We start from the raw sequence: 20,449 nt of genomic DNA, 5'->3' as shown, positions 1-20,449 counted from the left end.
CTTGCGCCGCACTCGATTTTATACGGCTCGGGTGACGGCGAATGATCGGCTGAAGATGGCGTGATTTTACATAAGATATGATCGAGCTGGCGTGGCCACCCGCGCACATAGGGTAAACACGCCTCGCTGTCGCACGCCCTCTCGTGGGCAAGGTCTTGAAGCTTTTCCGGGTTTTCCCTATTTTCCCTGTTATCCGAACTTCAAGGCTGTTACAGCTTCCATGAAAGGACCACCGGATATGGCCAGGAGCATGGAAATCGTACCCTCAGGCGAGTTGCAGAAGCAGTTCGGCCGATATTCCGATGAGGCCATGATCCGTCCCGTCGCGGTAAGCCGAAATGGCCGCGTGCGCTTCGTCATGGTCCCTGTCGACGAATATGAGCGCATGCGACGCCGTGAGCGCGTTGCCGGCCGCACGGAGGATCTGGATGACGACACCCTCGAAGCGCTCCGGACCGTCGAGCCCGCGCTCGAGTGCGAAGACGCAGAAGCCAACATCAGTCGCGCCTAAGCCCGGCCAGGTTCTCAACTACAGCTACCTCTGGGAAGCCGAGTATCGCCAGGGGCGCGATGAGGGCGTCAAGGACCGACCCGTCGCCGTCGTTCTCGTGACGCAGACTATCGACGGCATCGATCAGGTCCACGTTGTGCCGATGACCAACAGGCCACCGTGCCGCGGGCAGCCGGCGATCGAGGTGCCGCAAGCCGTTGGGCGGCAACTCGGCCTGGCGGCAGAGCGCTCATGGATCATCGTCGACGAGTGGAACCGCTCTGCCTGGCCCGGCTACGATATCCGGCCAATACGCGGCCGCGAGCCGGATGTAAGCTACGGGTTTATCCCCGCGGGTCTCTTTCGCCAGATTCGCGACGCCATGCTCGCGACCGCGATCGGGCGACCGGCCGATCGAGATGATGAGGGCGTATACTCATAAACAGGCTTGAGCTTCGGCTGATGGCGTGATTCAGCCTCCTTGTTGATGGGGAGGCGAGATGACGCGGCGACGGTACGAACTGACGGATCGTGAGTGGACGATCATCGAGCCGCTGTTGCCGAACAAGCAGCGAGGCGTGCCACGGGTTGATGATCGCCGGGTGCTGAATGGCATTCTCTGGCGGTTCCGGAGCGGCTCGCCATGGGCGGAGATCCCGGAGCGCTATGGGCCGCCGACGACCTGCTACAACCGGTTCGTTCGCTGGCGCAAAGCCGGAGTTTGGGACCGGCTGCTGGCAGCAGTTTCCGCGGGTTTCGACGGCGAACTGGTCATGATCGACTCTACCTGCGTTCGCGTCCACCAGCACGCGGCGACGGGTAAAAAGGGGGATCCGCAGATCGTAACATGGGACGTTCCCGGGGCGGCCTTACCAGCAAGCTCCATGCTCTTGTCGACGTTGAGGGACGTCCTGTCAGCCTGCGACTGAGCGGCGGCCAGGTTCATGATGCCTGTGAAGTCCCGGCGCTGATCGAGGCCATGCCCGAAGACGCCACCCTCCTGAGCGCGCCAGGCTTCCTCGCCAGCACCGGCACGTAGTGCCAGGGGTCGTAGATGGTCTGGTCGCGCCCGAACCGACGGGCATGTTCGGCGACCACCTCACCATCCTGGCGCACGACGATCCGATCGGTATAGGCATGGATCTCGACTGGCCGCCCCGCCGCCTTCGCATGCACTGAGTATTTGTTGTAATCGAACCGCACGAGCAGTGTCTTCGACACCGACGCCGGCAGCGCACGGAAGCGATCGAAGGGGCCGCGATAGGCGATCAGCGCAGGACGGTCGGCGGCCTCGAACACCTCCCAGACCGTGCGGTCCTTCAACTCGGGGTGGATAGCGCGCCGCGCATGGGAGATGCAGCGATCGATTAGCCAGGCGTTCATCTCGTCATAGCTCTTGAACCGCAGGCGGGGTGTGAAGAAGCGCTCGCGCACCAGCCCCACCTGGTTCTCGACCTACCCCTTCTCCCATCCCGATGCCGGCGTGCAGGCCACCGGCTCGACCAGATAATGACCGCACAGCTGCTCGAAGCGCCGGTTATATCGGCGTTCGCGGCCGACGAAGATCGCATCGACCGCGGTCTTCATGTTGTCATAGATGCCGCGCTGGCAGGCCCCGCCGAAGAACGCGAACGCCCGATCATGCGCGTCGAACACCATCTCCTGGCTCTCGCGCGGATAGGCCCGCACGTAAAACATCCGGCTGTTACAGAGCCGCATGTGGGCGACCTTCACCGTCGTCGTGACGCCGGCGATAACGACCACCTCATGGCTCCTGTCGAACTGGTAAGCCTCGCCAGGCGCGTAGCTCAGCGGCACGAATGCCGCCGCCGTCGCGGCCGACCGATCACGATACCAGCTCGCCGCATAGCGCCGGACCGCGTCGTAACCGCCGCGATAGCCCAGCCCCTGCAACTCCTCGAATACCCGGATCATCGTCAGCCGTTCGCGGGGCGCCTTGCGTTCATTGCCTCCAGCAGCCGCTCAAGATCGGCTGCCCATGGGCCCAGCTTCGGCAGCAGCTGAACGCTCCGCTCATACGAAAAGGCCGTCTCGCCCGACCGCAGCACCTTGCGCACCGTGTTCCGCGACACGCCAAGATCGCACACGATCTCCTTGATCGACTTGCCCTTGACGAAAAACTCGCGCCGGATCCGCGCCACCGTCTCCACGATCAGCATCTCCCCGATCGCCCCCGCTCAAAGCGAGGACGCTGAACCGCTTCCGTTCAGGGGGGCAAAATTGGGCTCTGACTCAATTTTGATGAAATTGGCGGGTTGAATGGCGGCGGTTTCCAATCGGGAGCAAACGCCATGAAGAAAGCGCTTCGGCCGGCCTCAGTGATCCCACCGGGCTTCACGATTGTCACCTCTGCGGTGGATGATGACGGCGCAACGATCTTGATTCGCAGCACGTCACCGACGAGTTATTGCCCAAGATGCGGCAGCGTCAGTTGCCGGGTTCACAGTCGATATCGCCGTCAGATCTCGGATCTGCCCCTGGCAGGCCGACCCGTTAAGCTGGTGGCGGATGTCCGCCGCTTCCGCTGCGAAGCGGTACGGTGCGGACAAAGGATTTTCGCGGAGCGCTTTGCCGACGGCATCGTAGCCCCCTGGGCGCGGCGCACGGGTCGGTTGGAGACGCTGGTTCATCACCTCGGTCTCGCCCTTGGTGGTCGGCCCGCAGCCAGCTTTGCACGGCGGCTCATGCTGCCGGTCAGCAATGACACGCTGCTCCGCGTCGTGCGACGCCGAGGCTGCCCGCCGTCTCCGCCGCCGACGGTGATTGGCATCGATGATTGGGCATGGCGGCGTAATCAACGGTACGGCACGATCATCTGCGACCTCGAACGGCGCCGGCCCATAGGCCTGCTGGCAGACCGCGAACCGGCGACCGCTCAGGCGTGGCTCGCAGGACAGCCGCAAGTGGCGATCATCGCGCGCGACCGCGGCGGCGCCTATGCCTGCGCAGCGGCCAAGGCCCTGCCGAACGCCGTGCAGGTCGCCGACCGCTGGCATCTCATGGAAAACGCCAGCCATGCCTTCCTGGACGCGGTACGCCGGTCGATGCGCCAAATCCGATGCGCCATCGGTGCGATGACGATCAAGCCGGAACTACTCACGGCGGCCGAGCGGCTCCAATACGAAGGGTATCTGCATCGCGAGGAGACCAATGCCGCGATCATGACGCTCTCCAGAGCCGGTGTCGCGATCAAGGAGATCGTGCGCCGCACTGGCCACAGTCGCGGCACGGTGCGCCGAGTCCTGCGCGGAGAACGCAGCGATGTGTTCAGAACGAGGGAAACGTCTCTCGAGACCTACCTGCCATGGCTGGATTTGCAGTGGGCGGCGGGCCACCATAACGGCGCAGCGCTGTGGCGTTCATTGCAAGCGCAGGGCTTCCGAGGATCGCTGCGCGTCGTGACGGAGTGGGCAACACGTCGACGGCGCGCCGAGAAGGTCGATGCCGACACGCTTCACCGAGTGCCGTCGGCCAGAACCATCGCGCGGTTGATGACACTTGAGCGCAACGATCTCTCCAAGGCGGAGACCCTTACTGTGGCGGCGGTTGAAGCTGGCGTGCCATCCCTTGTCGATGCGCGGCGCGTCATCGAACGCTTCCACGTCATGATCCGCCGCAAGGACGGCACCGACCTCGATCCATGGATAGCCTGGGCACGCGCCAGCCTGGTCGCGTCGTTCGCGAACGGCGTTGCCAAGGATATTGCCGCGGTTCGAGCCGCCGTCGTCTCCCGATGGTCGAATGGCCAGACCGAGGGGCAGATCACGAAGCTCAAGCTAGTCAAACGTCAAATGTACGGCCGCGGGAAACTCGACCTCCTTCAGGCCAGACTGATCGGCGCGACATGACTACCGATCATCAAAACTGCGTCAGAGCCAATATTCCACGCCGATTCACAACCAGCCAAGCCTCTTCGCCTGGCATATGCTGTGCGCCGGCAGCGCCGATCTGCTGTGGCGCGCCATGGGCGATACACACACGACATAGGAGCATCAATGCTCCGATGGAGAGCTTCTTCCATACGCTGAAGGTCGAACTGGTCCATCAGTGCCGATGGGCGACGCAGGCCGAGGCACGGCAGGCGCTGTTCGGATACATCGAGGGCTACTACAACCGGCATCGCATGCACTCGGCCATCGGGTATCTCACACCCGAGCAAGCCGAGCAGCGCATGACCGGATAACTCAGCGTGTCCGTCGAACCGGGGGACGATTGGCCCATCCATCATGAGCGGCGCGCGGTGACCGTTGCGAAGTTCACCTACAATGCGGATGGCACCATCCCGAACCTCCACTGGTGGGATGTGGCCAGCGCACCTCAGATCGAGCCGCTCGACCCCTACAAGCGGGTAGAGGCGGAAATGATCGCCTGGACATCGCGGATCACGCGCGATCGCGATCGCTACTATGACTGGGTGCCCGGCGTCACCACCGCACGCGATGCGCGCAGGGGCATGTACGTGACGCGCGTGCTGGAGCGCAGCTACATCAAGGTGGCGGGCGTCGACTTCGGGACTGCCGGCGCGCGCCGCTTCGTCGCGTCCGTCTCTAACGGCGCCGAAAGTTCGGTCGTGGAACTTCGCCTGGATCGCATCCACGGCCGGGTGATCGGAACGCTTCAGGTCGGCGCAACCGGCTCGACCGGCCAGTGGCAGGAGCGCACGACCACATCCGCGGCGCAATCGGTACCCGCGACCTCTATCTGATCTTCAAAGGCGACGGCTATCACCCGCTAATTGATCTCGACTATTGGCGGTTTGCGCGATGAGTCCGCGGATCGGATTGCATTGATGTTCGCTTGCGGGACGACCGTCAGTTCCCCGGCATGGATCGTGTAGCGCACCGGCGAGCGGACCTATGCCTAGCTGCCTGGTTGCTGATCCCGCCAGATCCACCGCAGGACGTCGGGCAGGATGGCGCCGCCGTCAGCGTCCGAGTGGCTTCCGTCGGTCCAGGCGTGCTTCACGTCGTATCGCGGGCCGGGGTGTCCCTCTTCGTCGGCGCGCTTATTTGCCCATTCGAGCGCTTTCAGCATCTGCTGGTTGGCCAGGAACCAGTTCCCGTGCTCATTGTCGAGATCGCTGCTGCCGTCCTGGAGGAAGATCCGCAAGGGACGGATCGGGCTTTTGCGGATAAGGCCGGGATAAGTGTCGCCGCCATAGGTGACGGGTGAACCGTCGGAGCCAAGCGCGAGCCCGATCGACGTATAGCTGCCGATGAAGCTGATGATGTTCCCGAACGCCTCCGGATGACGCCATGCCACCGTCCATGACGCAATCGCGCCGCTGGAGGTGCCTCCGATCGCGCGCCGTTTCGGATCGTCCGTGAACCGCCACCTCCGCGCAACCGCAGGCAGAAGCTCCTCAAGCGTCATGCGCGCATAGCCATCGGAGAGCGCATCATATTCCTCGGCCCGATGATCCGGGTTCTGCATGCCTAGGTCGGCAGGATAATGCTCAGAACGATTGCCAGGGGTCACGAATATGCCCAGCGTGGCCGGAATGGTCCGTGCCGCGATGAGCTGGTCGAGCACGGCCGGGACCTTGAGTGAACCGCGCGGGTTTACCGCGCGCTGACCATCCTGGAACAGCAGCAGGTTGGGCGGCCGCGCCGGATCATAAACCGTCGGCACATAGACCCAGTAACGGCGCACCGTACCGGGGTAGATACGGGAGTGTAGTTCGAAAGGTCCCTCAAGGCGTCCGTGCTGCAACAAGGCGTCCTGCACGACCTCGCGCCCAGTCGGCCCGCGGTCAGTCGGTCCGCGCTTTGCCGGGGCGGCTGTGGGCGCGGCGACAAGCGCAAAGAGCATCGCCGCGAGAATGATCGTCCTCATCTATACTCCGGCTTTGGCTCTGCTTTTACGAAGCATCGCCTCGACCATAACGAAGCCGGGCAGAAGCGCGAACGGCGAATCCGAGGCGCGGTGCCGGAACCGGCATCACGCGCCTCTGGCCGTCTCGCTCACATCGCCGTTTGGTCGGCCGGCATCGGCCCGATCGGCGAGAGAAAGGGCGAGCGTGAGGGAGGGGAGGGCTGTTCCTCTTTCGCTGTACGGCCAAACTGACGGCGCGCGCATCCGATCAGGCACTTGAAGGCGGTGCTGAAGGCGCTCTCAGACTCATAACCCAATGATGTCGCTGAACGGCCGGAAACTGGCGTTGTGGAAGACCTGACCGCCCGGCATTACCAGTTTGACCGGACGCCCCGTCAGCATCGCCGCGCGCGCGACCAGCGCGGTTTGCCGTTACGGCGGGCCCTTCTGTCCGAAGCCGCCGCCGACATAGCTGGATTTCACGTCGATGACCGCCGGATCGAGCGCAAGCGACTTGGCGACGTTCGCCTTGACCACCTGGGCGCCCTGCGTCGCCTCATAGATCGTCAGGCGTCCCCCGGACCAGACCGCCATGGTCGACAGCAGCCCTTGCCGTTGTGAGCCTTATGCGCCAGGACTGGCTCGATAGGGTATAGGCTAATTGGGCTCTTAGGCCAGGCGGCATTTGCGCATGGGCAGCTACCGACCAGGTTACGGATCTCGGAGAGCGCCTGCTTGATGCGATGCTTGCCTGGCGCCTGGTGCAGGCCCGCACCAATCCCGACCTGGCCCCGCTTGGATCATGCCAGTGTTGCTCGATCAGGCTTCGATCACGACGTCGGCGATCTATCTGCGCTGCGTCGAACGCTCTTTCGCGCGATCCGCCTTGCACGATGCGCGACAGCCAGATTGACCTGAACCCACCGATCCTGCCAGCTGAGACGAAGCGGCGGCAGGCCGGCCTGTCTGCCGATCGCCGCAATATAGGCGGCGATGTCGGGCGCGCGGTCGACTTGCGCAACTTCCGGGCGGCCGGGAGGGGCGCTCCACATCGGAAGAAAGCTCGTCTCCAGCGTACCGTCCGGCTTGATCCGCAGGCGACCGATCATCCCGTTGACGGCTTCCGGATGAAAGGGAGCGACCGTGTAGGCAGGGTCGGGTTCGAAGCCGAACATCTGCTTCCTGCGCTCCACCCAGGCGGCGCGCGCCGGGTGATCCTGTGCCGGGCTTAAGGCGTGGGTGACGACCACACCGTTGCCAAGGCCGTGAAAGATCGGGCGGCCACGATGGATTTCGATACCGCGCGCGATGTGCGCGTGGTGGCCCAGAATCGCATGGGCGCCGGCATCTATGGCCGCCTGGGCGACCGGGCGCTCATAGGGTGCGAGCTGCGCCGGCCGATGGGTGATCCCCTTGTGCAGGGCGACGAGCACGATATCCGCCTCAGCCGCCGCCGCGCGGATGATTGCCTGCATAGCGGCCACGGAGGCGGGCTCCGCAACCATGAGATTGGCCTGCGGGCGAGACGGGCCGCCGTCGTCCGGCAGGACGTGCACATAGGCGCAGCCCGCTTTCGTGTCGGTCGCCCACGCGATCTCCGGTCCGACGCAATTGTAGCTAAGCAACGCGATGCGCCGGCCATCGCGCTCGACCATTGCAGGCTTCAGCGCGGCGGCGAGGTTCGCTCCGGCACCGGCATGGGCGATGCAGAGGCGATCGAGCTCCGCGATCGTGTCCGCGATACCGATCGCACCGCGATCCGCGATGTGGTTGCCGGCCAGCGAGACCATCCCGATGCCGGCGCGGGCGAGCCCGGCGAGATGGGCCGGATCAGCGCCGGGCGCCGGGACGTCGCCTTCCAGTTCCTCGCCGCGGCGGGTGTGCGGCACCTCGAGATGGGCGATGGCGAGGTCCGCCGCCCGCGTGACCGGCGCCACGCCGCCGAGCCAATGGTCCGGCTCCGGCAGGTCGAGAATGATGTCGCCGAGGAAAACGAGGTCGAGCGGGTTCATTGGATGGCTCCCGCCTGACGCAGCGTCGCCAGGTCTGACGCCGTCAGGCCGAGTCCGGCGAGCACCTCGTCGGTATCGGCGCCAAGCACCGGCACCATCGGCTGTGCTTGCGTCTCCACGGCGAAGCCGGGGCCGACGACGTCGAGCGGCCTATCCCAATCCGGCAGCGTCACCGGATGCAGCGTCCCGCGCTGGCGGACATGCGGATGCTGCGCGATCTCGCCCACGGTGCGAAGCATCGCGACAGGCACCCGTGCGTCCGCAAGCCGGGCTTCGAGATCGGCCGCGCGCCATTGGGCCAATGTCTCGGTGAGCCATTGCCGTACGGCGACATAGTGCTCCACCCGCGCCTCATGGCTGGCGAAACGCGGATCGTCGATCATCTCCGGATGGCCGAGCACGCGGAGCAGTGCCTCGACCTGCGGCTGGTTGTTGGCGCCGAGCGCGATCCAGCCCTCCGCGGTCGGATAGAATTCGGAAGTCGCGACCAGTCTGAAGCCCCGGTTGCCCGTGCCGCCGGGCGTTCGCCCGGTGTAGGAGTGGACGGAGACCGTGGTGTTGACCAGCTTCAGCGCCGCATCGAGCATCGCGACGTCGACATGCTCACCCACGCCGCGGTGGTCGCGGCGCCGCAATGCGGCCAACAGGCCGATCGTGGCGAGATAGCCGGTGAAGCCGTCGATGATCGGGATCCCGATCTTCTGCGGGCCGTCCGCCGTGGCGTTGAGCATGGCGAAGCCCGACATCGCCTGGGCGATGTGGTCGTAGGCGCCGCGATCCGCAAGCGGCCCGGACTGTCCGAAGCCGGTGATGGAAACGAGGATCAGCCGCGGGTTCCGGGCGTGCAGCGCCGCAAAATCCATGCCGAGCCGCGCGAGCACGCCAGGCCGGAAATTCTCGACCAATATGTCGGCGCGCTCGACCAGTTGCCACAGCAGCTCGATGCCGGCGGGCGTCTTCAGGTCCAGCACCACGGACCGTTTGCCGGCATTGATCGAGGCGAAGGGAATGCTGAGCAGCGGCGCACCGCCATGTTCGGTGTAGTGGCGAAAGCCGTCACCCTGGGGCGGCTCGATCTTGATCACGTCGGCGCCGAGTTCGGCCAGCATGTTGGTGCAGGTGGGCCCGGCAATGGCGTGGCTGAGATCGACCACGTTGAGTCCGTCGAGCGCGTTCATGCGGCGTCTCCGGGGGTGTCGCCGAAGACTCCAGCGGCGGCGAGCGCGTCGCGTGCTGCCGCATCGAAGCCGAGTTCGGCGAGGATCGCATCGCGCTCGGTGCCGGGGAGACCGGCGGGGCGATGCTCGGGCTGGGGCAGGCCGGACAGGCGGAACGGTGTGCCGATCTGTTCGACGCTGTCGTCCCCGACCGACAGGCGGAGGTGCATGCCCCGCGCCGCCGCATGCGGGTGACGCAGCGCCTCGGCCGGGTTGAGCACCGGCATCGCCTGCGTGTCGGCCGCTTGCAGCAGCTCGAGCCAATGCGCGCGCGGCCGGGTGGCGAACAGCTTTTCCAGATCGGCGCGGATCGCGGGATGCGCGGCGGGTTCGAACTGGAGCGCGGCATAGTCCGGCCGGCCGACGGCGGCGCAAAAACGTTGCCAGTAGCGGGGCTCCATGTCGGTGGTGCAGAGCCATTCGCCGTCGGCACAGCGCCAGACGCCACCCTTGGGGTGCCATTGTCCATCCGGTGGCAGACTATCCTCCGGCACCTCGGCGCGACCCAGCGCGACCGCCAGCAGCGGCATCGACGCGTCGGACATCGCGACATCGACATGCGTGCCGACACCGGTGCGCGCGCGTTGCTGGAGCGCGACCATCACCGCGATTGCGGCATGAGCGCCAGCGAGGACATCGGCGACCTGCACGCCCGGCAGCGTCGGCTCGGCGAGGCCGTTCAGCCGCGACAGCACTCCCGCCAGCGCCAGCGCCGCCGGATCATGTCCGGCGCGATCGGCGAGCGGGCCGGTTTGCCCGGCGAACGAAACCGAGCAGTAGATGAGGCGCGGGTTGATCGCTGCCACCGCATCATAGCCAAGCCCCATCTTCGCCATCGTCCCGGGTCGGTAATCCTCCACGAGAATGTCGGCCGAGGCGATCAGCGCATCGCGCAATGCCTCGCCGTGGGGGTTGCCGGGGTCGAGCACGATCGAGCGGCGGTTCCGCCAGTAGGACGGACGGGCGCGCCGCAGCCGTGCCGCCTCGGGGTCGTCGGCGTGGCCGAACATGCGCGCATGCTTGGCGAGTTCGCGCGGATTCTCGACGCGGATCACATCGGCGCCCATGTCGCCCGCGATCCAGCCGGTATAGGCGCCCGGCAGATAGCGCGTGAAATCGAGGATGCGGAGGCCCGAGAGTGGACGCATCATGCGCGTCGCGCCCCCGCGCGATCGGCCGCCGGCCCGTCGATGAAGGCGGTGATGCGCGCTTCCAGAGCCTCGGCGGTTTCCGGATCCAGCGCGAAATTATCGACGCCCAGCTCGAGGACGGGGATGCCTGCGGCCTTCAACGCCTCAAGCACGAAGGGATCCGCATCGGACAGCGCCACCGCGCCGTCGACCTGGTGCGTCTCCGCTTCGTGGACATGCCATGGGCCGGCCCAGCTCGGCATCCGCAACTCGTCACCCATCGTCAGGAAGCGCGCGGCCAGCGCCCGCATCGGATCGCGGCCCCGGTCGAAGCGGCGGATATAGCCGTCCGCCGCAAGCGCCAGATACATCGACCAGACGAATACCGCGCCATGGCTCTCCTCCCAGCGCTGATAGAAGGCCATGTCGCTCCACAGCCCGCGGCCGACCCACATCAGCCGAACCCGCTCTTGTCCGACCACGCCTTGGCCAGCGGCAACGCGGTCTGCGACCTCGGTGTAGAAGGCCTTCGCCGCATCCCGTGCCCAGACGGTACCCCGATGCCATTGCGGCACCATCGTCGCGGGCATGGAATCGACGATGCTGATCGGCGCGGGCACCGTCCGCGCGATCAGATCGCGGGTGCGACGGTAATAATCTTCCTGTTCGTTGACGAGTTCCATGACCTCGAGGAAGCGCTCATGCGAGAAGCGGCGGCCGGTGGTCGCCTCGATCGTCGCGATCACATCTGCCAGTTCCGCGACGAGCAGGTCGATGCGTTCGGGTTCGAGCACCTCTTCCCAACGATCGGGCAGTTCCTCCCACCAGCGCGTCGCGATGGTGGAGCGGGGATCGACGGTGCGCTCGTAGAGGAACAGGTGGGCGCCGGTTTCCTGCGCCCACGCATCGAAGATGCCGGTGGTCGCGTCGCTGGACACGACGGCATGGACGAAATCGGGCTTGGGGAGACCGCCCCAGGGCGCCTGATCCGCATCATCATCGAAAGCCGCGGCAAGCCCCTGCGCGCTATAGGCCTCGACGTCGGTCGGATAGTCGTGGGAGCGCAGCAATTCGCGATAGCGGCGGGTCTGCTGCTTGGCGGCGACGATCGACGCCCACCACTGGTTGACGACGAACGGTATGTCGAGCGCGCGCAGGATTTCCTGCGGTGCGTTGGCGTTGACCATCGCGAAAGGCGTGCCGGCGGCGGCCTGCTGTCGCACCTCCTGGAACCAACTGCGCTGATAGGCGCCGAAGCCGGCGAGTGATTCAAGCGATTTCCGGCTGTGCGACGGCGGGGCTGCCGCCTTCGCCGCCGCCGGTTTCTGCTGAGCAGGCCGTGGTGCGTTCAGCCGGATGCGGCGTGGCTCCACTGCAATCCCCTGATCGACGGCGCGGGCCAGTGCGGAGACCTGCCAGGGGGCCGCCTCGTCCCCCTCGATCGAGAGGTGCAGAACCAATTCGGCGCGGCTGGCCGCCGCCGCTGCCGCTGTCACCGCTGCCTCTTCTGATGGCTTGCGGGCGGAGAGCGGCGCCATGCCGGTGAACGGCATTGCGCCAAGCCGGCGGTCGCCCCAATCCTGATCGTCGCCGACGAGGACGAAGCCCTCGGCTTCCAGTTGCCGGTACAGCGCGTCATTCTCCTGCGCGCTGCCGGCCACGAATGCGCGGCGACCGTGGAGCGTCGGCAGCGCGTCTGCCCCGGCGATTACCGTTTCGATCAGCGGGGTCAGTTCGCCCGGCGGGAGAATCGCGGCGCAGCCGATCATCCGCAGCATCTCCGAACCGCGAAGCCGCGGCGGATCGGCGCTGCAAAGGGCACCGGCCTGCCGGAGCAGCGCGATCGCGTCCGCGTCTTCCGCGGCCGCTTGCTCCAGCAGCGCGTCGGTCACGGTACGGCCGCCGATCGACACCAGCCACGCATTCGTCTGCGCGAGGCGAACGGCATTGTAGCGCGCGGACGTCGGCCGCCCCTGATGAACCAGATCCAGCAGGTGCAGGTGGCGCGGTGCGGGCTGGCCGAGCCGCCGGCGCTGCCGCAAAGCGGCGAAGAGCTGGGCCTGATCGGCATCGGCGCGCGTCATCAGCAGCGGCGTTTCGGTGAGTGCGGGGTCGAGCAGCCGCTCCATCAGCCTCTGTCCGCGCGGCGCGGCGCCCGGTGCCGGCACCAGCCGAACCGGGCACACGCCTGCAGCACGCAGCCAGGCGAAGGGCGCGTCTGCGCCGATCGTCCGCACCACCAGGGCACCTTCGGCCTGCAGCCGCGCGGCGGCGTCGTCCGGATCGGCATAAGCCTCTGCGATCCGGTCGAGGGCTGCGCGTGCGTCCATCAGATCACACCCTGCTTGGCGAGTTGCTCCAGCCGCGCTGCATCATAGCCGAGCAGGTCGCCATAGATCTGCCGGTTATGCTCGCCGATAGCGATGGGCAGCGTCTCGTCGAAGCCCGTACGCGCTTCGGAGAAGCGGATTGGAATGCCCGAAGTGCGCAGGTCCGCCTGATGCGGGTAGCGCGGATGGGCGATGGCCATGGTCTCGACCCGCGCCATCACACGCGGATCGGTGAGCGCTTCCTCGGGATGCCGCACCGGGGCGGCCGGCACGCCTTGCGCTTCCAGCAACCGCACCGCCTCGGCGGTGGGCAATGTCCTCGACCAGGCGGCGATCTTCGCCTCGAGTGCAACAGCGTTGGCGACGCGCGCATCCCGGCTCGCGAAGCGCGGATCGTCGCTCATCTCGGGAGCGCCCATCGCCTGGAACAGGCCACGCGCCAGCTTTTCGTGCACGGCGACCAGGGCGACATAGCCGTCGGCGCATTCGAACACGCCGAAGGGCGACAGCCGCTGGACGGTGAGGCCGGTGCGTGCAGGCATACCGGCCGCGGCCAGCGCCGCCCAGTTCTCGATCGCGACGAAGGAGGTGAGCGCGCCGAGCATCGACACGTCGATATGCTGGCCCTGGCCGGTGCGATGGCGCTGCTCGAGCGCGGCGAGGATGCCGATTACCGCGAACACCGGCGCCAGCATGTCGGCGATCGGAATGCCCATGCGCACCGGCGGCGCGTCGGGATCGCCGCTGGTATACATCGCGCCCGACAAGGCCTGGATGATCACGTCCATCGCCTTGCCGCCTTCGGGTGCGTCGGCGCCGAAGCCGGAGAGCGAGCAATAGACGATCGCCGGGTTTGCCTCACGCGCGGCCGCGTAGCCGACGCCCAGGCGGTCGGCGGTACCGGCGGTGAAGTTCTCGACGACGATGTCGGCGTTACGGCAAAGGTCCTGGAACAGCTGTTGCGCGCCCGGCGCCTTCAGGTTGAGCGACACGCCCTGCTTGCCCCGCGCGCGGGAGAGGTGGGATATCGACACGTCGTCGGCATGCGCGCGCTCGACGGTAACGCCGTCACGGCCGACATAGGGACTGTTCTCGCGCGCGAGGTCGCCGCCGCGCGGGTCTTCCACCTTGATCACCTCGGCGCCGAGACCGGCGAGGAGCAAAGTCGCATAGGGGCCGGCAAGCGCACGGGTCAAATCGATGACGCGAAGGCCCTCCAGGGGCCGGGGTGGGGAGAGTTCTGGATTGGTCATGGGGTACCCTGGTGCGAGGGAGGGGATGCGCAGGCGGGCAGGCTGCCCGCGCGGCCAGCTGTGATCAGCCGCTGCGCCTCAAGGAAAATTGGGGTGCCGTCCTGCCCGAACCGGCGCAGCGCAGTGGCGATCTGGGCCGCGTTGCGGTTGTAGAGGATGTCGAAGCGTTCCTGGTCGGCAGGGGCGATCGGCAGGAAGGTCACACCCTGCGCCTTGCCGAAGGCGATGCCGGCCTGCTCCGCCTTGTCGATCTCGTCGATCAGTGCGGCCTCCCACACCCGCTCGCTGTCGGCGAGCAGGCGCTGCTGCGCCGGCGGCAGCCTGCGCCAGCGCCGCTGCGACATGGCCCGCGCCGGATAGGCACCGCGGCTGACCCGCAGCGTGGTGAAGAAGCGGGCGACCTCCGCGAAGTGAAGGCTCCGCAGCGTATCAGCGGGGGCGATGACGCCGTCGATCACGCCCTTGGCAAGCGCGGAATAGACGTCGCTCATCGGCATGTCGACCGGATCGGCCCCGAGTTCGCGCAGCACCTCCAGATTTTCGGCCGGCGCACGCAGCCGCAGCCCCTTGAGGTCGGTAAGGCTGCGCACTGGCCGGGTGCGGGTAAGGATGCCGGGAAAATTGCCCGGCTGCACCGCCAGCACGCGCAGGCCGTGAACCTCGTCGCGCAGTGCGGGGAAGCGCGCGGCGATGCATTGGTACACCGCGATCTGCTCCGCCATCGAGCGCACGCCGCCATAGAAGCCTGCCTGCGCGCGCTGGGCATGCGCACCGCCCCGCGTGTAGATCGGCGTGATCAGGCCGATATCGGCGACACCGTGGCGGATCTCGGCCATGCTCTGGTCGCTGGAGAGCAGAGCGCCCGCCCAGTAGGGCTTGATCCGCACCTGCCCGCCAGATGCCTGCCGCACATGCTCCATCCACCGGATGTCGGCGCGGCTGAAAGGATGGGTCGGCGGATAGGGGCTGGCATAGGTCAGCACCGTGCCGCCATCGGGCTCAGTGGCCGGGCCACAGCCCGCGAGCAGCGCGATCAATATGGCGGCGAACAGACGGGCGATCATGCCAGCACCCCCGGTAGCCACAGAGCCAGCGCCGGCACCGCGATCAGCAGCGCCAGATGCAGGAAGTCCGCCAGCAGGAACGGCACGATGCCGCGGAAGATCGTACCCAGCGGAATGTCCCCGGCGATGCCCTGGATGACATAGACGTTGAGGCCGAGCGGCGGGTGGATGAAGCCGATCTCCATCGTGCGGACGAGGAAGATGCCGAACCAGATCGGGCTCAGGCCCAGCTGATCGACGATCGGCAGGAAGATCGGCGTGGTCAGCAGCATCAGCGCCAGCCCATCGAGGAACGACCCGAGCAGCAGCAGCGCCAGCGCCATCGCCACGATCGCCACCGTGGGCCCGGCATCGAGCTGGATCACCATGTTGGAAAGCAACGCCGCGATACCCGTCGCGCTGATGAATGTGGCGAAGAGCAAGGCGCCGATCACGACGATGTAGATCATGCCTGTGGTGCGCAGCGTCGTCTCCAGCGCCGTCGCCACCGCGCGCCAGCGCAAGCGTCCCCGCCGCCAGCACAGCAGCAGCGCCGCCACGCAGCCGACCGATGCGGCTTCGGTGGGCGTGAACCAGCCGATGAACAATCCCCCGATCACGAACAGGATCAGCAGCGCGACGTCCAGGATCGAGCGCAGCGATGCCCAGCGCTCCCGCCACGGGGCACGCGGGGCCGGCGGGCCGAGCAGCGGGTGCAGGCGGCAGAGAATGGCGATCATGGCGATGTAGAACAGCGCCTGGGTGAGCCCCGGGACGATCGCGGCGGCGAACAGCTTGCCGATCGACTGTTCCGCGACGATGCCGAACACGATCAGCGCGCCTGACGGAGGAATCAACGAGCCGAGCGTACCGCCCGCCGCCAGCGCGCCGGTGGCGAAGGAGGGCGCATAGCCTGCCTTGCGCATCTCCGGCAGCGCGACCGAGGTGATGGTGGCGACGGTCGCGAGGCTCGATCCGCTGATCGCGCCGAAGCCCGCGCAGCCGCCGATCGAGGCCATTGCCAGGCCGCCGCGGCGATGCCCGACGAACCGCGCAGCCGCATCGAAGAAGTCCCGGCTCGCGCCCGCGGCGAAGCACAGGTGCGCCATCAGAACGAACAGCGGCAGCACGCCCAGTTCGTAGCGGGAGATCGTGTCGAAGGCGATCACGCCGGCCTTGATCAGCGCCGCCTCGGGCGAGAGCAGCAGCGCCAGGCCGACGCCGCCGACCAGCGCCAGCCCGACGCCGATCGGCACGCCGAGGCCGAGCAGCCCCAGCAGGACGAGGATGCCGGCGAAGCCGGCCCATTCGGGAGAGATCATGCGACACGCCTCGTCACCGCACGCCGGGCGAACATGATCGCCGCCGCCAGTGCGCCCAGGATCCAGGCGAGCCGCAGCCAGCGCAGCGGCAGATGCAGGATTTCGGTCCACTCGAAGGCGTCCCACAGATCGGACGCCAGCCATGCCGACCCGATCGCCAGGCCCAGGAACACCAGAGCGCTGAGCGCATCGGCGGCGCGGAGCAGCCGGTTTGCGCGACCCGGCGCAAGCCGTTCGAGCAAAATATGGACGCGGGCATGGCCGTCCACCAGCGTCGCCAGCATGATGGCGCTGGTGGCGATCAGCACGATGCACGCCTGGACGATCTCGATCGCGCCGAGCAGGCGGACGCCGGCATGCCGGCCCGCCACCGCGAGCGCATCCGTCGCCATCGCCGACAGCAGTCCGGCCGACCCGATCGCCAGCATCGCGCGCGTCAGCAGCGGCCGAGCCGGTGCGGAGTCTTCCAGCGTGGATTCCGGGGTCATGGCATGCACCTTTGGGCGGGTAGGGCAGCCGACCGCATTTGATTGCTTCCTTCAACCATCGTGGCGGCCAATCGTCTGGGCGTTTCCATTCATGCCGTCCATGCGCTAGGCGGATCGACATGGATGACGCTTCGATTGCCCCTGTGCAGAGCCAAACCGAGGGGGATCTCGAACTTGGCCGCCTCGGCGACTTCGTCGGCTTCCGCCTCCGGCGGATCCAGAACCAGCTGTCGCGCGAATTCGCCAAGGTGACGGACAAATATCAGCTCCGTCAGGGGCTGTTCTCCGCCCTTGCGATCATCTCGGCCAATCCGGGCTTGTCGCAGATCATGCTCGCGCGCGAGGTCGGGCTCGACAAGTCGCTTGCGGTGATGGTGGTCGACGAACTGGAGGCGCGCGGCTGGGCGGAACGCCGCCGCTCGCCGGTCGACCGGCGCCGGCACGCGCTCTACACCACCGAAGCCGGAGAGGCCTGGCTGACGGAGATGTTCGCGGCGCTGGAACTGGTCGAGCATGACGTGCTCGACGCGCTCGGCGAGGCCGACCGGATCTTGCTCAACGGCATCCTCGACCGCGTCTACAAGACCTGCTTCCGCGGCTGAAACTGTAGTGGTCCGCATCAGAACCGCTTGCGCACGGTAACTGCGATCTCGCGACCGATCGGATTGGCGACCGTCGCGTCATAGCCGCCGCTGCCGTTCACGGTCGGGGCGAAATCCAGGAAGGGCGGTTTCCTGTCCAGCAGGTTGAGCGCGTCGAACGAAATGCTGAAGCCGCCATCGAAGAAGCGCGTGGCCTGCGGATCACCGACGTTGAAGGTCAGACCCAGGTCGACGACGGTGTAGCTGTCGACTTTCTGGATGCCGCCGTTCGGCAGCGTGTTGTTGTCGTAGCCGCCGACATGGGTGACGGTAAGGCGGGTGTTCACCCCCTCATATTGCCAGTTCAGGCTTCCACGGCCCTTGAATTTCAGCGGGTTGAAGACCGTGTTGCGACGATCGACGAGCGTACCGGTGGGCGTGATCGCCGCGCGGTAGCGGGTGAGGTAGGTCGCATTCGCGTTGAGCGAAAAGATGCCGGCGTTGGCGGTTTCCAGCGTGTAGTTCGCCATGAGGTCGATGCCGCTGGTGTTGGAGCGTCCCAGATTCTGCGTCCGGCCGTCGATGAAAAGGATGGGATCGGCGGGTAGAACGCCGCGTGCCACCGTGATGCCCTGCGCCAGCAACTGCTGCACCCGCGCCGCCGCCTCCGCGCCGCGAAGGATGACGCCGGTGCCTTCGAACTGTCCTTCGCGACTGAGAATCGCGAGGTCACCGAGATAGCTGTCGACCTGGCCCGTGTAGTTGACGTTCCAATAGGTCAGGCTGATCCTCGCATTGGGCAGCGGATCCCAGTCGACGCCCGCCGACCAGGTTTTCGCTTCCTCGGGCCTGAGCGCCGTGTTGCCGCCGGAAAGCGCCGCGCCCTGCACGATCGTGCCGCCGAGTGCCGGATCGGCATAGGGCTGGACGAAGATGTTCGAGCTGTTGCCGTAGATCTGGGAGAACAGCGGCGCGCGGAACGAGGTGCCGTAGCTGCCACGGAACACGAGCCCGCGGGCCGGCGACCAGTTGGCGCCGATCTTGGGATTGGTAGTCGATCCGACGTCGCTATATTTGTCGTGCCGGACTGCCGCGCTGACTTCGAGCCTCTGGAGCAATGGCATCGCATTGTCGGCCCCGAACAATGGCACGAACAACTCGGCATAGCCGGATTCGACCTTGCGGCTGAAGTCGCGGAAGGTGAGGGGGGTGGTCGGCGCGCCGCGGCGAATGCCGAGCGATACCTCCAGTTCCTGTCGCTCATAGCCCGCCGCCAGCTTCACGCCGCCGCCGGGCAAGTCGAACAGTGTCCCGTTGACCGTCGCTTCCGCGCCGGTGAAGCGGTTGAGCGTCGGGGCGTCGAACACCTGGTCGTTGATCGCGGCGAGCACCGCCTCGGACGTCCGGCTCTGGCCGTAGGGATCGAAGGCGGTCGCCGGATTGCTGCTTGCCAGCGCGGCATTGAGCGCGGGCGTGTTGATTCCGTTCGGCGTGAAGGAACTGTCGTTCGAGCGGCCGTAGATCAGTTGGCCCTGAACTTCCCAGCCGCCGAACCGCGCGCGAAGGCCGCCGGCGCCCTGCCAGCTGCGGGTAAAGCCGGAACTCTCGTTGTTGGGGAGGTCGTCGAGCCGGATCTGGACCGTCTCCGGACCGGTGGTGCCCGCCGGCCGCACGAAGAAGGCGTTGGTCGACGGAATGGTCACGGTTGCGCCGGTATAGCCGTTGAGGCGGCGGAAGCGGCGCTTGGAGAAATATCCGTCGCCGAACGCATCGAGCCAGTCCGTCAGATGCACGGTGAAGGTGCCGTTGACGCTGTCGTAGCGGGTTTCCGGGAACAGGTCCTGGCCGCGAAACCCCTCGCAGAGGTTGGTCGTGCCCGGAATGAGCGCTGCGGCATTGGCCGGGGTGACGCCCCCGGCTGGAATGGCGTAGTTCACGCCCCCGACTGCCAGCGTGCCGGGATCGCACTGGTTCGAGCGGAAATCACGACCGCCGAAGCGGCGCTGATCGCTGGTGAAGAAGTCCCGGTCGCCGCCTGAGAGGTTGCTGCGGAAGACATGCTCATAGGCGACCATGACCTGGCCCCAATTGCCGGTCTTGCCGCCGGCAATGCCGAACTGGCTCTCGTGGAAATTCTTGGCCACGCCCATCCGGGCAATCGTCTCGAAACCGTCGAGGCTACGGCGCGGGATCAGGTTGACCACGCCGGCGATCGCGTCCGAGCCGTAGACGGCCGATGCACCGTCGGCGACGACCTCGACGCGCTCGAGGCCGAGAGACGGAATGATCGAGGGGTCGACCGACCGGCTGTTGTTCACAACCCGGTGCCCGTCGAGGATCGTCAGCGTCGCGTAGGGCCCGATGCCGCGGATGTTGATCGCGTTGCCGAAGGTGATGTTGCTGTTGCCGCCCGACTGGCCCCGCGAATTCTCCGAGGTGCCGAGGTCGAAGACCTGCGGAATCTCCTTGAGCAGACGATCGGTGGTGACCGCGCCGGACGCTTCGATGGCGCGGCGATCGACGGCGATCACGGTCGAACCGACCGGCGCGGCGCCGCGGATGCGGCTGCCGGTGACGATGATATCCTGTTCCAGCGCGTCCTGCGCGCCGATGGTGACCGGGCCAGCGGCTGCAGCCGCATCCTGTGCCGTTTCCGGCGCGGTCTGTGCGGCGGCGCCGTTGCTCCAGGCGAGCGTGGCGGCGGTGGCGAGGAGCAGAGGGCGCTGACGAAGCTTGGACATGGTGCGG

Annotated in this window: 16 protein-coding genes and 3 pseudogenes; 7 read left to right on the top strand and 12 right to left on the bottom strand. The window is 66.7% G+C overall.

Translation table 11 applies throughout. The annotated features are described in order from the left end of the window. The first annotated feature begins 238 nt into the window (after positions 1-238). The 3 genes and pseudogenes from NX02_RS12980 to NX02_RS12970 all read left to right on the top strand — a co-directional run. Positions 239-511: a type II toxin-antitoxin system Phd/YefM family antitoxin gene (locus NX02_RS12980; RefSeq protein ID WP_025292627.1), complete on the top strand. Its 273-nt coding sequence runs from the start codon at positions 239-241 to the stop codon at positions 509-511. After that, entirely contained in the window at positions 429-932 is a 504-nt protein-coding gene (locus NX02_RS12975) for a hypothetical protein (protein WP_025292626.1), read from the top strand. The genes NX02_RS12980 and NX02_RS12975 overlap by 83 nt, the downstream gene beginning before the upstream one ends. 58 nt (positions 933-990) lie before the next feature. Beyond that, positions 991-1,508 (top strand): annotated as a pseudogene (locus NX02_RS12970) (IS5 family transposase); the annotation flags it as partial. Here the strand turns inward: NX02_RS12970 and istA are convergent. Further along, positions 1,481-2,670: pseudogene (istA, locus tag NX02_RS12965) on the bottom strand (IS21 family transposase); the annotation flags it as partial. The pseudogenes NX02_RS12970 and istA sit on opposite strands and share 28 nt — an antisense overlap. Before the next feature lie 132 nt (positions 2,671-2,802). Here istA and NX02_RS12960 point away from each other — a divergent pair. The 3 genes and pseudogenes from NX02_RS12960 to NX02_RS12950 all read left to right on the top strand — a co-directional run bounded on the left by NX02_RS12960 (position 2,803) and on the right by NX02_RS12950 (position 5,216). Beyond that, positions 2,803-4,359 (top strand): ISL3 family transposase, encoded by a 1,557-nt coding sequence (locus NX02_RS12960; protein WP_025292621.1) that lies wholly within the window; start codon positions 2,803-2,805, stop codon positions 4,357-4,359. Positions 4,360-4,505: 146 nt separating this feature from the next. After that, positions 4,506-4,694: pseudogene (locus tag NX02_RS32425) on the top strand (IS3 family transposase); the annotation flags it as partial. 6 nt (positions 4,695-4,700) lie between these two features. Then, complete coding sequence (locus NX02_RS12950; protein WP_025292619.1) at positions 4,701-5,216, top strand: carbohydrate-binding protein; 516 nt, start codon at positions 4,701-4,703, stop codon at positions 5,214-5,216. 155 nt (positions 5,217-5,371) lie between these two features. Here NX02_RS12950 and NX02_RS12945 read toward each other — a convergent pair whose 3' ends face one another. The 10 genes from NX02_RS12945 to NX02_RS12905 form a co-directional block, all read right to left on the bottom strand. Next, a complete protein-coding gene (locus tag NX02_RS12945; protein WP_025292618.1) occupies positions 5,372-6,346 on the bottom strand; it encodes an alpha/beta hydrolase in 975 nt (324 codons plus the stop codon). A gap of 411 nt (positions 6,347-6,757) precedes the next feature. Then, entirely contained in the window at positions 6,758-6,919 is a 162-nt protein-coding gene (locus NX02_RS33300; protein WP_211258317.1) for a molybdopterin cofactor-binding domain-containing protein, read from the bottom strand. 236 nt (positions 6,920-7,155) lie between these two features. Next, positions 7,156-8,337, bottom strand: coding sequence for a CapA family protein (locus NX02_RS12940; RefSeq protein WP_025292617.1), 1,182 nt, complete (start codon positions 8,335-8,337; stop codon positions 7,156-7,158). Next, a complete protein-coding gene (locus NX02_RS12935; RefSeq protein WP_025292616.1) occupies positions 8,334-9,515 on the bottom strand; it encodes a CaiB/BaiF CoA transferase family protein in 1,182 nt (393 codons plus the stop codon). Before NX02_RS12935 ends, NX02_RS12940 begins: the two co-directional genes overlap by 4 nt. Beyond that, positions 9,512-10,705 (bottom strand): CaiB/BaiF CoA transferase family protein, encoded by a 1,194-nt coding sequence (locus NX02_RS12930; RefSeq protein WP_025292615.1) that lies wholly within the window; start codon positions 10,703-10,705, stop codon positions 9,512-9,514. The genes NX02_RS12935 and NX02_RS12930 overlap by 4 nt, the downstream gene beginning before the upstream one ends. Continuing rightward, positions 10,702-13,014 carry a 2-hydroxyacyl-CoA dehydratase family protein gene (locus NX02_RS30700; RefSeq protein WP_025292614.1) on the bottom strand — a complete coding sequence of 771 codons (2,313 nt, stop codon included), beginning with the start codon at positions 13,012-13,014 and terminating at the stop codon, positions 10,702-10,704. Before NX02_RS30700 ends, NX02_RS12930 begins: the two co-directional genes overlap by 4 nt. Continuing rightward, the gene (locus NX02_RS12920) at positions 13,014-14,267 is read right to left on the bottom strand and encodes a CaiB/BaiF CoA transferase family protein (protein ID WP_025292613.1); all 1,254 of its coding nucleotides are present in this window, start codon (positions 14,265-14,267) and stop codon (positions 13,014-13,016) included. Before NX02_RS12920 ends, NX02_RS30700 begins: the two co-directional genes overlap by 1 nt. Further along, complete coding sequence (gene dctP / locus NX02_RS12915) at positions 14,264-15,331, bottom strand: TRAP transporter substrate-binding protein DctP (RefSeq protein WP_047099787.1); 1,068 nt, start codon at positions 15,329-15,331, stop codon at positions 14,264-14,266. The genes NX02_RS12920 and dctP overlap by 4 nt, the downstream gene beginning before the upstream one ends. Then, a complete protein-coding gene (locus NX02_RS12910; protein WP_084717756.1) occupies positions 15,328-16,632 on the bottom strand; it encodes a TRAP transporter large permease in 1,305 nt (434 codons plus the stop codon). The genes dctP and NX02_RS12910 overlap by 4 nt, the downstream gene beginning before the upstream one ends. After that, entirely contained in the window at positions 16,629-17,120 is a 492-nt protein-coding gene (locus tag NX02_RS12905; protein ID WP_025292610.1) for a TRAP transporter small permease, read from the bottom strand. Before NX02_RS12905 ends, NX02_RS12910 begins: the two co-directional genes overlap by 4 nt. Positions 17,121-17,239: 119 nt before the next feature. Here NX02_RS12905 and NX02_RS12900 point away from each other — a divergent pair, with 119 nt between their 5' ends. Continuing rightward, entirely contained in the window at positions 17,240-17,722 is a 483-nt protein-coding gene (locus NX02_RS12900) for a MarR family winged helix-turn-helix transcriptional regulator (protein ID WP_025292609.1), read from the top strand. A 17-nt stretch (positions 17,723-17,739) separates the two neighbouring features. Here NX02_RS12900 and NX02_RS12895 read toward each other — a convergent pair whose 3' ends face one another. Next, the gene (locus NX02_RS12895; RefSeq protein WP_025292608.1) at positions 17,740-20,442 is read right to left on the bottom strand and encodes a TonB-dependent receptor domain-containing protein; all 2,703 of its coding nucleotides are present in this window, start codon (positions 20,440-20,442) and stop codon (positions 17,740-17,742) included. Positions 20,443-20,449 lie beyond the last annotated feature (7 nt).

The sequence above is a fragment of the Sphingomonas sanxanigenens DSM 19645 = NX02 genome (assembly GCF_000512205.2).
GTDB classification, from domain to species: domain Bacteria; phylum Pseudomonadota; class Alphaproteobacteria; order Sphingomonadales; family Sphingomonadaceae; genus Sphingomonas_D; species Sphingomonas_D sanxanigenens.
The sequence above is the reverse complement of the archived record's forward strand: the minus strand, read 5'-3'. Positions and strand labels throughout refer to the sequence as shown.